Genomic DNA, 13,769 nt, shown 5'->3' with positions numbered 1-13,769 from the left:
TAATTTTTAACTCGTAACTAAATTACTATCTTTGCAAAAATTTTTAGAATGAGCAGAGATAATAATAATTCAGACAGATCAAAGAGACCAAGAATTTCAACCAAGAAAAGTTCTGATGATTCTCGTGCTTCCAGATCTGGAAATTCCTCAGGATCAAAACCTTTTAAAAAACCATTCTCTAAAGATGGGGGAAGAAAAGGTCCCGAACATTCAGGATCCAACTCAAGATTTGAAAAGAAACCGTTCAAGAAAAATACAGGAAGTTTTAATAGCTCTAGTGATGATTCTGAATCAAAATCTGAAAGTAGGGCTTATATTACGAATAAAAGTGAGAGCTACGAAAAGAAATCTTTTGGAAAACCTAAGAGAGGTGGAAGAAACTTCGATACCAGAGATAAGTATGAAAGAGGTAGCTTAAAATACGGAAGAAGACCATCTAATGGAGATGACAGAAACGATGATAAAACAAGATCTTTTGTACAAAAGAGAAGATTGAGTAAAATCGAAAAAGATGTTCATAAAGACAGCATCCGTCTTAATAAGTATATTGCAAATTCCGGAATCTGCAGCAGGAGAGAAGCTGATGAGCTTATCACTCAAGGGCTTGTAGAAGTAAACGGAAAGGTAGTAAATGAAATGGGATATCAGGTACAGAAAACGGATAGAGTTGTTTTTGACGGACAAAGCATTACACCGGAAAAACCTGTATATGTACTTCTGAACAAGCCAAAAGGATATATTTCTACCACTAAGGACGATAAAGCAAGAAAAACAGTAATGGATCTTGTTGCTAATGCTTCTCCTTACAGACTGTTCCCGGTTGGAAGATTAGACCGTTCTACTACAGGAGTTATCTTATTAACGAATGACGGCCACATGACGAAAAAACTGACGCATCCATCTTTTGATGCTAAGAAAATTTACCATGTAACGCTGGATAAGAAACTTACTGGTGAAGATTTACGTCTTATTGCAGAAGGAATCCGTCTTGATGAAGGGGTAGCGGTAGTTGATCAGATTTCGTACATTGAAGGGAAGCCTAAAAATGAAATCGGAATTGAGATCCACATCGGATGGAACCGTGTTATCAGAAGAATTTTCCAAAGATTAGGATACGAAGTAGAATCTTTAGACAGAGTAATGTTTGCCGGATTAACGAAGAAGAACATTAAGAGAGGACACTGGAGAATTCTTACAGAACTGGAAGTAAACAACCTTAAAATGCTTTAAAATAAAGTCATTTTATGATTAAAAAATAAAAGGCGCAGAACTAGTTTCTGCGCCTTTTTACATTATTAGTTGATAAAAATAGTATTTCATTTTATATTAAAACAGTCTCATTATTGAGACATTTATCATAGCTTTGAGGGAATAAAACAAATCTAATACTTATTCAATAAAAGTATCAGCATAGAATTAAATAAAAAATGATACATTCCTTTTTAATGATAGGTCAGTCTAACATGGCTGGTCGTGGCTATAGTAAAGAAGTTCCACCTATCTATGATGAACATATTAAAATGCAGCGAAACGGACTATGGCAAATCATGTCTGAACCTATTAATTTTGACCGTCCCAGTGCTGGTGTGGGATTGGCAGCTTCATTTGCTGCATCCTGGAGACTTGATAATCCAAAAGAGGAGATAGGGTTAATTCCTTGTGCTGACGGAGGAACAAGTCTTGATGATTGGGCCGTAGAAGGAGCCTTATTTGAAAATGCAATATCACAGGCCAAACTTGCACAAAGAACAAGTCAGATTTCGGGTATCCTGTGGCATCAAGGCGAAAACGACTGTTCTCCGGAAAAAGCTGAAAAGTATGTTGAAAAATTTTCTATAATAACAGAAACATTACGCAAGGAATTAAATATTCCGAAAGTCCCTCTTATTATAGGTGGCTTGGGAGACTTCTTACCTAATGGGATCTTCGGACAGTATTTTAATTCATACCTTTTAATTAATCAGGCATTAGAAGAATTTGCAAAAACTCATGCAAACTGTTATTTTGTTACCGCAAAAGGGCTTACAGCCAATACTGACAGCATTCATTTCAATGCTCTATCACAAAGAATATTAGGAGTAAGATATTATAAGGCTTTTCATGATTTAAAAAATCTTCTTGATCCTCATCATGATGAAGAAAATATGTTAGCAACAATCTACAACCGTTCTTACACCAAAACAGAACAAATTAAACTATTGGAGCATGAATTTGCAGTTGGAAATATTGAACCTAAAGATTTTCTCTCAACATTAACTCAACTGAACCAGAAATAAAAAAACAGCATCAGTAATGATGCTGTTTTTTATATATTCTAGTATGGTATTACTATCCCAATACTGTTACTCCTTTTTCAATCATTTCATAGATTGCATCTCTGCCATTATCCGGTTTAACGTTTACAGCACGGGTTCCGTTGAAATGAAGACAAGTGACATATCCGTTAGCTACAGCATCCTGAGCAGTGAATTTCACACAATAGTCCATTGCTAATCCAACAATTTCCACTAATTGAATATCATGGTATTTCAGGAAATCATCCAATCCAGTTTTCATGAAATGATTGTTATCCTGGAAACCGCTATAGCTGTCAATTTCAAGATTTTTTCCTTTCTGTATGATGTGAGTAACTTTACTCTGGTTTAAATCTTTATGGAATTCTGCTCCGAAAGTTCCCTGAATACAATGATCCGGCCACATAAACTGAGGTACACCATTCAGGATAATATTTTCTCCTACTTTACGTCCGTTACTGCTTGCAAAGCTTTTATGTCCTACAGGATGCCAGTCCTGTGTTAAAATGATCTGATCATATTCATTTTCTTCCATCAGAAGATTGATATAAGGAATAATCTCATTGGCTCCAGGTACTGCTAATGCTCCACCTTCACAAAAATCATTCTGTACATCGACTATTATTAACGCTTTTTTCATATTTTGAATTCTCGAATTTTTGATAAATTTACAAAACTAATTGGCAAAAATTTATCCAAAACTGAATTATCGGACAAATCGGCCATAAAAAATAAAAGGAGAGAAGTTGGAAGAGAGAAGATGGAGGTTACTTTTAGTTTTACACCGACGAACTGTCACCTTTAAAAGAAAAGGAGTATCATTACTTCCTTCTTACACCACCCAGCTTCCAGCCATTTAGCGTATCTTTGCACAAATAAATAGTTTTTATGTCATTTGAATCGTTAGGATTATCACACAATATTATTCGTTCTGTTAAGAAACTGGGGTATTTAAAACCTTTTCCCATTCAGGAACAGGCTGTCCCTGTTATTTTGCAAGGAAAAGACCTTATGGGAATTGCGCAGACAGGTTCCGGAAAAACGGCTTGTTTTGTAATGCCGATTTTAGAAAAATTACAGAATGCAGATGCCAAAAAAGGGCGTAATATTCAGGTTTTAATATTGGTTCCTACCCGTGAACTGGCTATTCAGATTGACGAAGTTTTCAGAGCATTTACAGAGAATCTGAAACGTGAAATACGTACGATGGCAGTTTATGGTGGAGTTTCTATTAACCCACAGATGAAAGGAATGTTTGGAGTGGAAGTTCTGATTGCAACTCCCGGACGTTTATTGGATTTGATTGATCATAATGCATTGAGTATCTCAGAAATTCAGCATTTGGTTATAGATGAGGCAGATAAGATGTTTCAGTTAGGCTTTGGTGAAGAAATGAATAAGCTTTTCGCTTTAATGCCTGTAGTAAAACAAACCACTTTATTTTCAGCAACTCTAAATGATAAAGTTTCTGAGATGAAAGAACGTTTATCTATTAACCCTACGATTATTGAAATTAAAAAAGAGGAAGTTGAGATTGATAATATCGAGCAGTTTGCCTATCATGTTTCTCCTGAAAATAAGGGACCTTTTTTACGATATTTGATTAAGGAAAAGAAAGTTGAAAAAGCTTTAATCTTTGTTTCGTCTACGAGATCTGCTGATAATTTGGTGGAGAAACTTAAAAAGAATAAGATTAAGGCAGTAGCTATTCACAGTCAGAAATCTCAGGGTGCCCGTAGAAATAACTTAGAAGAATTTAAATCCAACGGAGCTCAAATTCTGGTTGCAACAGACTTAATCGGACGTGGAATTCACATTGACTATCTGCCTTGTGTTATCAATTACGAACTACCGCGTTCTCCTTTAGATTACATTCACAGAATTGGTAGAACAGGCCGTGCTAACGAAAAAGGAATTGCTATTAATATTCTGACGGATGATGAACTGCAGCATTTCAGAGTCATTCAGAAGAAAATGGGTAAAAAAGTACCTTTGGAAAGAACAGAAGGAATTAATCTGCATGGTTACTAAAATATAAATTAAAAGCTCTGATTATCTACAATTGGAGCTTTTTTGTATTTATACATTATGTTTACAATTAACATTTTTTTCATATATAAGTTTCTTTAATTTTAATAAATTTACAGAAGCAGAAAAGGTTTGCCCAAGATTAAAATACCAGACAACCCCCAATAATTAAAAGTTAAAAACCAGAACAATGAGTGATCTTAAAAACAAAAAGTTTCCAATAGGAGAGTTTGAAGTACCGGAAAACATCTGTGACACTACTTTAGATACTTATATTAAAGCAATTAAAGACTTTCCCGGAAAACTGAAAAACCTCATTGAACATTTTACAGACGAACAGCTTGATACTCCTTACAGAGAAGGAGGATGGACGGTAAGACAGCTTGTTAACCATATTGCGGACAGTCATATCAACAGTTTTATCCGTTTCAAATTAGCGCTTACAGAAGATAACCCAACCATTAAGCCTTATGATGAAGCCAAATGGGCAGAACTTCAGGACAGTTTCCATATGCCGATAAAACCCGCGATGAGAATGATAAAAGGGACTCATCAACGATGGACAACACTTCTCAAAAGTCTTACCAATAAACAGTTTGAAAGAACTTTCCATCATCCGGAGCATAACAGAAACTATAATTTAAGGGATAATCTTGCTTTATATGTCTGGCATTGTAACCATCATTTTGCTCATATTGAAAATCTGAAGAAAGAAAAAGGTTGGTAAAAAAGTACCTTAACGATCCCATATATTATAAGGAAATTACAGAAAGAATTTCCAATTTATCTCCAGACAGCCAACGAAAATGGGGAGAAATGGACGTCTGTCAGATGCTAACGCATTGTGATCTAGTACTTCAGGTTGCTTTGCGGAAAATTGCATTACCCCATATTAATACTCTCTTTAGGACCATAGGAATCATGACAAAACTGGAAATGTATGTTTTCAATAACGGAATTCCCAGAAACATGCCTACTTTTCAAAAACTAATCGTTAATTTTGAGTGTGATTTTGATGAATCAAAGACCAATCTACTGAAAACACTGGAGGAATTCCGGGAAGCCTGCGAAAGCAGAAAACTGCCGGACAGCCACAGATTATTCGGAAACATGACTGAAAAAGACTGGGAATTTTTAGAATATAAACATCTTGATCATCACTTAAAACAATTTAATGTATGAGTTTTTTTGATAAAATATTCGGCGGAAATAGTAATGAAACCTCTGATCAAAAGTCTTTCTGGAAAAATATAAAGTCTGAAGAAGACCTGGAAAAAGCCCTTGAAAGTTCTTATCAGGGTAAAATAGCCATATTCAAGCATTCAACAAGCTGTTTTATCAGCAAAACTGTATTGAGGAATTTTGAAAAAGAAGTGGAAAATACAGATCAAAAGGTAGAAGTTTATTACCTTGATCTATTAGCTCACCGACCTATTTCAAATAAAATTGCTGAGGATTTCGGGATCAGGCATGAAAGTCCGCAGCTGATTGTTATTGAAAACGGAAAGCCCGTTAACAGCGCTTCGCACCAGGACATTTCTTTAAGCCAGATCGTATAATGAAGAATATTAATAATTATTTAGCCAAAGTTTTAAATGTTCCCCTTCAAAGTGTGAACACCTGCAGCCTGCATTATGAAGTAAAAAAGATTCCAAAAAATCAATTTCTTCTTCAGTATGGTGAAATATGCAGACATATATTCTTTGTAGAGAAAGGACTTATAAAAATGTATTCCATTGACAAGAACGGAAAGGAACACATTATACAGTTTGCTCCTGAAAGCTGGTTGATTTCTGACCGAAGCAGTCTTTATTTCAATGAAAAATCCAATTATTATATTGAAGCGGTAGAAGACTCAGAAGTATTATTTCTGCACCCTGATTTCTTCAATAAACTGGTAGAACAGTTCCCGAACAGTATTGAACGCAGTGATTTCTTACTTCAGAAGCATATCAGAAGTCTTCAGAACAGAATCAATTCTTTACTGGGAGAGACAGCAGAGGAAAGGTATATGAAATTTATTAAAATGTACCCGGATTTGCTTCTTAGAGTTCCTCAGTGGATGATTGCTTCTTATCTTGGCATTACACCTGAAAGTTTAAGCCGTGTAAGAAAAGAACTGGCAAGAAAGAACTTCGTTCCGGATAATAAATAAAAGGCTGGAAGCTGGAAGCTCTATTGAACACAAAGGAACTTTTTCAGCTATTGTTAAAATATCTTTATCAATAAGAATTGACAAATATTATTCTTAAAATTACAATAACTTCCATCTTCCAGCCTCCATCTTCCTTACTTCAAATAAATTCTTTTAGCAAGCTGCCCAACTTGTTTTAGCTTAGCCTGTGTATCGTCTGACCATGGAAGCCCGATACAGAGTCTCATACAATTTTCAAACTGTTCCTGAAAAGTGAACATTCTTCCCGGTGCAATACTTATATTCTGCTTGATAGCAAGGTCATAAAGTTCTGTGGTACGGATTTTCTTATCAAATTCCACCCATAAGGACAAGCCACCCTGTGGACGGCTGGTTTTTGTTCCTTCCGGAAAATATTCGGCGATGGTCTGTACGTAATTCTGATAGTTACTCTGTAATGTTTTCCTAAGTTGCTGAAGATGTTTTTCATACCTTCCTGATTTCAGGAAATTAGCAACCGCTTCATTCACAATGGATATAGAAGAGGTGGAATGCAAAAGTTTAAGCTTTAAAATCTTGTCTTTATATTTTCCAGGCGCGATCCATCCTACACGGTAGCCTGGGGCTAATGTTTTTGAAATAGAGCTGCAATAGAGCACATTTCCATCCTTATCAAAAGATTTACAGCATTTCGGTCGGGTAGAGCCAAAATAAAGGTCTCCATACACATCATCTTCAATCAATGGAATATTATTTTCTGAAAGGATTTTCACCATTTCTTTCTTATTCTCATCAGGCATACAGCTTCCCAATGGAGAGTTGAAATTAGGAATCAACAGACACAGATCAATTTTGGGGATCAGTTTTTTAAAGGCATCAATTTCTATTCCTGTAGTTGGGTGAGTAGGCAATTCTAAAACTTTCAGTCCTAAGCCGTTGGCCAGCTGAAGAATTCCCGGATAACAAGGACTTTCAATAGCTATGGTATCACCGGGTTTTCCTAGTGCCATTAAACAGAAAGATAAGGCATTCATTCCACCATTGGTTGTAATCAGATCATTCTCATGAAAATTTCCGCCCCATTGCAGTGAGCGTACAGCGATCATCCTTCTTAGCTTCAGGTTACCCTGTAGTTCTTCATATTCTGTTCCGCCTTCCTTTAATTCCCGGATAGCATGTACAATTTCTTTTTTAAGCTTAGCCTGAGGAAGAAGATCACCGGATGGAATTCCAATGGAAAAGAAAGTGATATCCTTTTTACCCATATTTTCATAGACCTTGCTGATGAGCTCATCAGGTTCATCATTATTGGCAATTAAAGACGGGCGACTCACCTCGGGCAGTGGAAGCTTTACAGATAATAGCTGGCTTACAAAATAGCCGGATTGCGGTTTAGATTCTACAAGAGACTGAGATTCAAGCTCAAGAAATACCCGTTTTGCGGTGTTCATGCTTACCTGATGTTCGCTGCATAACATTCTTACGGACGGGAGTTTATCTCCTGCCTTCAGAACTCCCTTTCTGATCTGAGCGGCAATGCCGGATGCAATTTCTGTGTATAAAAATTCTTTACTCATTTTTTTAACTGTGCTCATGCAAATATACAAAACTGATACTGTGTTTGTCTGTTTTTCCTTTTTAATTTTGTCCTCATAATTAAAAACTTATTAAAATGATGACAAATACAATTTCAAAAGACCAGGCTGTAAGCGGATGGATTAATGGGTTTATAGGAGTATTGCTGTTTAGCGGTTCTATGCCTGCTACTAAACTCGCAGTAATGGAAATGGATCCTATCTTTGCAACCATTGCCCGTGCAGTAATTGCAGGAATCTTAGCACTTTCAGTCTTATTGATATACAAAGAAAAACGTCCGGCAAAAAACCAGTTATTTTCTCTGGTTCTGGTTGCTATAGGCTGCGTTATAGGATTTCCTCTGCTTTCCTCATTGGCATTGCAGTATCTTACCTCTGCCCATTCTATTGTATTTCTAGGGATGCTTCCTTTAGCGACTGCAATTTTTGGGGTTTTTCGAGGTGGTGAAAAGCCACATCCTGTGTTCTGGATATTTTCTGTGATTGGAAGTCTTTTAGTTGTTGGGTATGCATTTTCACAAGGGATTTCAGCGTCTCCCATTGGAGATATTCTGATGCTTCTGGCTATTATCCTGTGTGGAATGGGCTATGCAGAAGGAGCAAAGCTTTCTAAAACATTAGGCGGATGGCAGGTTATTTCATGGGCTTTGGTTATATCATTACCCATTATGCTTCCATTGTTTTTTATTTATTTTCCAACCAATATTGAAGCTATAACTTTTAAAGGTTGGTTTGGATTAGGTTATATTTCCCTTTTCAGTATGTTTATCGGATTTATTTTCTGGTATAAAGGATTAGCACAAGGCGGAATTACTACTGTAGGACAACTTCAGTTATTGCAGCCATTTTTCGGACTTGCTTTAGCAGCGTACCTTCTTCATGAGCAGGTAAGCATAGGAATGTTGGGGATTACAGTAGGAGTTATCCTTTGTGTAGCAGGTACAAAAAAGTTCGCAAAATAGGCACTAACATCAATTTTAGTATAAGTTGAAACCCGTTTACAATGATGTAAGCGGGTTTTGCTATTTATACTATTTTTATAATAAAACCTGAGTCAGCCTTTATAGTTTATGTACAACTGGCTCTTTGTTTTTTCAATCAGTACACATCTCACATTGGCGTTTTGCATATATTTTTTGGCAAATTTAATAAAAATGCCAACACTAATTTTGTACAATTAATTTATACCCTGTTCAGAATGAAAAAATATGTTCTTTTTTTATTTTAATCTTACTATTTAATTCCACACAGATTATGGCACAAAATAAAGCTAAAATATTGGTTCTTATCCATTCAGACAATGGCGGAACCTATGAACTGGCCAAAGAGATTGCCAAAGGTATTGAGAGTGAGAACACTGCTACTTCTTATATCAAACTTGTAAAACCATCACAGAATCCAAGTCTGAAAAGCTTACCAGTTGCAACTGTAGACGAACTTACCAACTATGATGGAATTGCTTTTGGATCTCCGGTCTATTTTGGAAATATCAGCACTGGGATGAGCGAGTTTTTATCTAAAACTGTTCAGCTTTGGACTAATCATGCTTTGGAGGGCGTTCCGGCAACAGTATTTATGTCTGCAGGAAGCGGTGCTGGAAAAGAATTAGCTCTTCAGGCATTCTGGAACAGCCTTGCTGTACATGGAATGATTTTAGTTTCTAATGGCATTCGCGGAACGGAAGAACTTAACAAATCGATCCCACAAGGAAATTCGGTACTGGGAATTACAAGTATGGCTTCTCTGAAAGATGTGGAACGCCCTACAAAAGGGGAGAGAACCTTAGCTGAGCTTCAGGGGAAAAATTTTGCAAAAGTATCGTTGGCTTTAAAAGATACTCGCCCGAAAAGAACTGTATTGACTACCGAAAGTCACCCAAATTTTAATGAAGTCTTAAAACAGAAGAATATTGTTCTTCCACAAGTTCCAAAACCCGCAGGAAATTATCAGCCATTTGTTCGTTCCGGAAACCTTGTCTTCATCAATCAGGTTGCCTTAAAGGATGGAAAGATCTTCAACGCCGGAAAATTAGGGGTAGACGTTAATGAACAGCAGGTAAAAGAGGCTACAAGAGTTACCATGCTGAATGTTTTATCGGTTCTTAATGAAGCTGTTGGTGGTGATTTAGGTAAAGTAAAACAATGTGTACAGCTTACAGGAATCTTCAATACAAAAGATGATTACACCAAACATGCTGATCTGATGAATGTAGCTTCTGATCTTACAGCTGAAGTTTTTGGAGATAAAGGAAAACATGCAAGAGCAACATTTGGAGCTTCTTCCATTCCTGTGAATTCTTCGGTAGAAATTCAGGCTGTTTTTGAAGTGGAGTAGTTCTTTCCCACAGATAGCACAGTTTACCGATTATAAGATAAATTGATAGCGCAAATGGATTCATATTTGCGCTATTTTTATGCGTTGTTGGGAGATTATTTTAATATCTCGCAGACCTTGCTGATTGCGCAGATTTTTACCACACATACACTGATCCGCACAGATGATTGTTGAAAAGTAAACTGATAAAATCTGCGAGAACCTTTATCAAGAAAGCTGTTGAAAAACTTCTGCAATAATCTGTATACTATGTTCCAATTGCTCTTCTGAAACGGAGCCATAGCTCAGTCTGAAACCATTGACCGTATTTCTGCTGTATTGTTTCGGATGAATGATTTTAATATTTTTCTCTAATAATAATGAAACCACTTTATCCCAATCCAATATTGTTTTTGGAACAATCCAAAAGGCTAATCCTCCTTCAGGCAGGGTAAAATGAGCAACGTCTTTCATATACTTATTCAAAAGGCTGTATACAAAATCTCTTTTGTGTTTATAGTGGGCCGTTGCTTTTCTGATATGCTTTTTTACTGCTCCTTCTTTGATTAACTGTAAAACGGCCTGTTCCATAATAACATCTCCATGTACATCGATAATTTTTCTTAGGTTTCCTATCTTTTGTAATAAATCCTGGTTTTTAGTGGCCAGATATCCAATCCTAAGAGCCGGAGCAACCACTTTGCTTAAGGTTCCGACATAAACATAATTATTAAGTTCAGGAAAGCTTGAAATAGGCAGAATAGGGCGGTAACCAAAGTGAAATTCATTATCATAATCGTCTTCAATGATCGTGATGTTATGCTGATTGGCCAGTTCAATCAATTTTAAACGCCTCAATAAACTTAAAGTAACCATTGTTGGATACTGTCTGTGAGGGGTAATGTAGATGGCTTTTATGTTTTTATACTGAGATAAAAGCTCCTCAATAGTCTCTATATTAATTCCATCTTCATCTACAGAAACGGGAAGAAGTTGGGCTCCTGAATATTCAAAGGCTTGCCATGCTGGTTGATAACCGGGATCTTCTACAATGACGTAATCTCCGGAAGTTAAAAGAGTCTGAGCTGTAAGAAACATGCCCATCTGGCTTCCTCTTGTAATGGATATTTCCTGTTCATGAATCTGCATTCCTCGCTGATGATTCAACATTTGAGAGATCATCTTTCTGAATTCTAGATCTCCATGTTCATCACCATAGCCCATCATTTGCCATTTGGCTTTAATACCGAAGATCTGACGGTAAGCTCTTGCCAATTCTGTTACGGGAGCAATTTTACTGTCCGGGTGACCATCATCAAAATTAATTATTGTCCCCTGAATTGGTACGGGATTAGCCAATGTATTAGATAACCTTTCCATTCGATTTTCATGTAAAACAGGAAGCTGATCTGAAACAAAAATCCCTTTTCTTTCCTTAGAGATTACCCATTCTTCATTCAGTAGAACCTGATAAGCTTCTACCACAGTATTTCTGTTGATTTTCAGCATTGTTGCCAGATTTCTGCTCCCCGGAAGAGTGTCCCCGGGTTTCAGTCTACCAGAACGGATATCTGCAATAATAGTGTCTGCTATCTGTAAATAAACCGCTTTGTCAAGCTTTTTATCAATTTCAAATTCTAATTTCCAAGGTCTCAACATCTGGACTATCTATTTATATAAAAACTGAATCATTTAAACAGTCCAAATATAAAATAATTTTGTCATGCAATTAAGCACAAAACCCTTAAAATTTTAAAATCATGGACAAAAAACAGTTCAGTTCAAAAGACTTTCACGAAACGTATGCTAGACCAAAGTATGTAAAACCAGACCATTTAATTCATAAAAATGTAGAAAATGCAGGGGAACATAATCAGTTTTCAACAGAGAGAAAGCACCCGGTCTTCTTTGTAGATCTTCCAAGTAAAAACGTAAGCATGACGATTGGGGGACTACTTCCGGGACAACAAACCAACAGACATCGTCACACCTATGAAACCGTATTGTATGTACTTGAAGGAAAAGGCTGGACAGAAGTGGAAGATGAAAGAGTACATTGGGAAGCCGGAGATGCCGTTTATATTCCATCATGGGCGTGGCATAAGCATCAAAACCTGAGTGATACAGAGCCTGCCAAATATATTGCCTGTGAAAATGCACCACAGCTTCAGAACTTAGGAGTAGCCCTGAGAGAAGAAGAAGGCAGAGATCTTTAAACATTAATTGGTAGAAAGTAGTAAGAATTTGGGTGTAAGTTCTTTCATTTTAAAAAAACACCCTGCTTACTACTTTTTTATTCATCTTCAAATTATTACAACAATTTTAAACCAAAAACCTATGAAAAACATTCCATTTAAAGGAATTATCGCATATCCCATCACTCCGTTTCATGAAAATAACACCATTAATCTTCCTCTTTTTAAAGATATGGTTGAAAAGCTGGTAATTTCCGGAAGCCACGGAGTCGCATCTCTGGGAAGCGCCGGTGTAATGCCTTATCTATCTGACGAAGAAAAAGAAGCGGTCACTGAAGCTACTATACAACAGGTGAAAGGAAGAATTCCAACGTTGATAGGCGTTTCTAACCTTACTACAGAGAAAACGATCCATCATGCACAGTTTGCAGAAAAAGCAGGAGCAAATGCTGTTATGATTATTCCTATGAGCTACTGGAAACTGACTGATGAAGAAATTGTAGCTCATTATGATGCTGTAGCTAGCAAAATTTCCATTCCGATTATGGCCTACAATAATCCGGCAACGGGTGGAGTAGATATGTCTCCGGCTCTTCTGAAAAGACTGCTTGAAATTCCGAATGTAACCATGATTAAAGAAAGTACAGGAGATATCCAACGAATGCATTATTTACGAAAGGAACTGGGAGAAGATGTAGCTTTTTATAATGGCTCGAATCCTTTAGCATTGGCAGCATTTTCTGCCGGAGCAACAGGCTGGTGTACCGCAGCGCCAAATCTTATTCCTGAGTTGAATCTTAAGCTTTACCAGGCGATTCAGAACAACCAGCTTCATGAAGCACAGGATGTGTTTTACAAGCAAGTTGAGTTATTGAAGTTTATTGTGGTTAAAGGACTTCCCAGAGCCGTTAAAGCAGGATTGGATATTTTGGGTGAAGAAAGTGGTTATTTGAGAAATCCTTTAAAACCACTTACTGAACATGAGACTGAGGAGATGAGAAAAATTCTCAATGAAATAAAAGCCTGATGATTGTTGAGAAATGCAAAGGCGCAAGTTTTTTTCTTAATAGGATCCTTATTATGGCGCAAGGATTTTATCTTCGATAAAATTGAATGAGATATTTTCTCTCGCAGATTATACTGATTACGCAGATTTAACCACCACGAATGCATGAATGACTTTTATTCGTGCATTCGTGGCAAATAAGAA

14 protein-coding genes are annotated in these 13,769 nt (G+C 36.7%); 11 read left to right on the top strand and 3 right to left on the bottom strand.

Translation table 11 applies throughout. The features are described 5' to 3' along the window. The first annotated feature begins 48 nt into the window (after positions 1-48). Positions 49-1,230: a pseudouridine synthase gene (locus tag BOQ64_RS14815; RefSeq protein WP_129057591.1), complete on the top strand. Its 1,182-nt coding sequence runs from the start codon at positions 49-51 to the stop codon at positions 1,228-1,230. Positions 1,231-1,427: 197 nt separating this feature from the next. Further along, entirely contained in the window at positions 1,428-2,276 is an 849-nt protein-coding gene (locus BOQ64_RS14810; protein ID WP_129057590.1) for a sialate O-acetylesterase, read from the top strand. Between the two features lie 52 nt (positions 2,277-2,328). Here BOQ64_RS14810 and pncA read toward each other — a convergent pair whose 3' ends face one another. Then, positions 2,329-2,934, bottom strand: a complete 606-nt coding sequence (gene pncA, locus BOQ64_RS14805; RefSeq protein WP_129057589.1) for a bifunctional nicotinamidase/pyrazinamidase — start codon at positions 2,932-2,934, stop codon at positions 2,329-2,331. Positions 2,935-3,182: 248 nt separating this feature from the next. Between pncA and BOQ64_RS14800 the strand changes: the two genes are divergently transcribed. The 5 genes from BOQ64_RS14800 (at position 3,183) to BOQ64_RS14780 (ending at position 6,477) form a co-directional block, all read left to right on the top strand. Continuing rightward, positions 3,183-4,325: a DEAD/DEAH box helicase gene (locus tag BOQ64_RS14800; protein ID WP_129057588.1), complete on the top strand. Its 1,143-nt coding sequence runs from the start codon at positions 3,183-3,185 to the stop codon at positions 4,323-4,325. Positions 4,326-4,512: 187 nt separating this feature from the next. Then, entirely contained in the window at positions 4,513-5,049 is a 537-nt protein-coding gene (locus tag BOQ64_RS14795; RefSeq protein WP_129057587.1) for a YfiT family bacillithiol transferase, read from the top strand. Further along, complete coding sequence (locus BOQ64_RS14790) at positions 5,043-5,504, top strand: DUF1569 domain-containing protein (protein WP_228448397.1); 462 nt, start codon at positions 5,043-5,045, stop codon at positions 5,502-5,504. The genes BOQ64_RS14795 and BOQ64_RS14790 overlap by 7 nt, the downstream gene beginning before the upstream one ends. After that, complete coding sequence (ytxJ, locus tag BOQ64_RS14785; RefSeq protein ID WP_129057586.1) at positions 5,501-5,881, top strand: bacillithiol system redox-active protein YtxJ; 381 nt, start codon at positions 5,501-5,503, stop codon at positions 5,879-5,881. The genes BOQ64_RS14790 and ytxJ overlap by 4 nt, the downstream gene beginning before the upstream one ends. Next, the gene (locus tag BOQ64_RS14780) at positions 5,881-6,477 is read left to right on the top strand and encodes a Crp/Fnr family transcriptional regulator (protein WP_129057585.1); all 597 of its coding nucleotides are present in this window, start codon (positions 5,881-5,883) and stop codon (positions 6,475-6,477) included. The genes ytxJ and BOQ64_RS14780 overlap by 1 nt, the downstream gene beginning before the upstream one ends. A gap of 134 nt (positions 6,478-6,611) precedes the next feature. On the opposite strand, the gene BOQ64_RS14775 is transcribed toward BOQ64_RS14780, so the two are convergent. Further along, a complete protein-coding gene (locus BOQ64_RS14775; RefSeq protein WP_129057584.1) occupies positions 6,612-8,033 on the bottom strand; it encodes a PLP-dependent aminotransferase family protein in 1,422 nt (473 codons plus the stop codon). A gap of 95 nt (positions 8,034-8,128) precedes the next feature. Between BOQ64_RS14775 and BOQ64_RS14770 the strand changes: the two genes are divergently transcribed. Beyond that, positions 8,129-9,013: a DMT family transporter gene (locus BOQ64_RS14770; RefSeq protein ID WP_129057583.1), complete on the top strand. Its 885-nt coding sequence runs from the start codon at positions 8,129-8,131 to the stop codon at positions 9,011-9,013. A 292-nt stretch (positions 9,014-9,305) separates the two neighbouring features. Next, on the top strand, positions 9,306-10,385 hold the full coding sequence (locus tag BOQ64_RS14765) for an Atu1372/SO_1960 family protein (protein ID WP_129059744.1): 1,080 nt from the start codon (positions 9,306-9,308) through the stop codon (positions 10,383-10,385). 207 nt (positions 10,386-10,592) lie between these two features. Here BOQ64_RS14765 and BOQ64_RS14760 read toward each other — a convergent pair whose 3' ends face one another. Then, positions 10,593-12,023 carry a PLP-dependent aminotransferase family protein gene (locus BOQ64_RS14760; protein ID WP_129057581.1) on the bottom strand — a complete coding sequence of 477 codons (1,431 nt, stop codon included), beginning with the start codon at positions 12,021-12,023 and terminating at the stop codon, positions 10,593-10,595. A gap of 101 nt (positions 12,024-12,124) precedes the next feature. Here BOQ64_RS14760 and BOQ64_RS14755 point away from each other — a divergent pair, with 101 nt between their 5' ends. Together BOQ64_RS14755 and BOQ64_RS14750 are read left to right on the top strand one after the other, a co-directional pair. Continuing rightward, complete coding sequence (locus BOQ64_RS14755) at positions 12,125-12,580, top strand: cupin domain-containing protein (protein ID WP_129057580.1); 456 nt, start codon at positions 12,125-12,127, stop codon at positions 12,578-12,580. Positions 12,581-12,701: 121 nt separating this feature from the next. Beyond that, positions 12,702-13,586 carry a dihydrodipicolinate synthase family protein gene (locus BOQ64_RS14750; protein ID WP_129057579.1) on the top strand — a complete coding sequence of 295 codons (885 nt, stop codon included), beginning with the start codon at positions 12,702-12,704 and terminating at the stop codon, positions 13,584-13,586. Positions 13,587-13,769: the final 183 nt, after the last annotated feature.

Source organism: Chryseobacterium sp. CH25 (assembly GCF_004119455.1).
Taxonomy (GTDB): Bacteria; Bacteroidota; Bacteroidia; order Flavobacteriales; family Weeksellaceae; genus Chryseobacterium.
The sequence above is the reverse complement of the archived record's forward strand: the minus strand, read 5'-3'. Positions and strand labels throughout refer to the sequence as shown.

What these genes read in the sequence shown, in the direction of transcription:
- BOQ64_RS14815 (WP_129057591.1), top strand. Translation starts at nt 49, where the DNA reads ATGAGCAGAGATAATAATAATTCAGACAGATCAAAGAGACCAAGAATT.
- BOQ64_RS14810 (WP_129057590.1), top strand. Translation starts at nt 1,428, where the DNA reads ATGATACATTCCTTTTTAATGATAGGTCAGTCTAACATGGCTGGTCGT.
- pncA (WP_129057589.1), bottom strand. Translation starts at nt 2,934, where the DNA reads ATGAAAAAAGCGTTAATAATAGTCGATGTACAGAATGATTTTTGTGAA.
- BOQ64_RS14800 (WP_129057588.1), top strand. Translation starts at nt 3,183, where the DNA reads ATGTCATTTGAATCGTTAGGATTATCACACAATATTATTCGTTCTGTT.
- BOQ64_RS14795 (WP_129057587.1), top strand. Translation starts at nt 4,513, where the DNA reads ATGAGTGATCTTAAAAACAAAAAGTTTCCAATAGGAGAGTTTGAAGTA.
- ytxJ (WP_129057586.1), top strand. Translation starts at nt 5,501, where the DNA reads ATGAGTTTTTTTGATAAAATATTCGGCGGAAATAGTAATGAAACCTCT.
- BOQ64_RS14780 (WP_129057585.1), top strand. Translation starts at nt 5,881, where the DNA reads ATGAAGAATATTAATAATTATTTAGCCAAAGTTTTAAATGTTCCCCTT.
- BOQ64_RS14775 (WP_129057584.1), bottom strand. Translation starts at nt 8,033, where the DNA reads ATGAGTAAAGAATTTTTATACACAGAAATTGCATCCGGCATTGCCGCT.
- BOQ64_RS14770 (WP_129057583.1), top strand. Translation starts at nt 8,129, where the DNA reads ATGATGACAAATACAATTTCAAAAGACCAGGCTGTAAGCGGATGGATT.
- BOQ64_RS14765 (WP_129059744.1), top strand. Translation starts at nt 9,306, where the DNA reads ATGGCACAAAATAAAGCTAAAATATTGGTTCTTATCCATTCAGACAAT.
- BOQ64_RS14760 (WP_129057581.1), bottom strand. Translation starts at nt 12,023, where the DNA reads ATGTTGAGACCTTGGAAATTAGAATTTGAAATTGATAAAAAGCTTGAC.
- BOQ64_RS14755 (WP_129057580.1), top strand. Translation starts at nt 12,125, where the DNA reads ATGGACAAAAAACAGTTCAGTTCAAAAGACTTTCACGAAACGTATGCT.
- BOQ64_RS14750 (WP_129057579.1), top strand. Translation starts at nt 12,702, where the DNA reads ATGAAAAACATTCCATTTAAAGGAATTATCGCATATCCCATCACTCCG.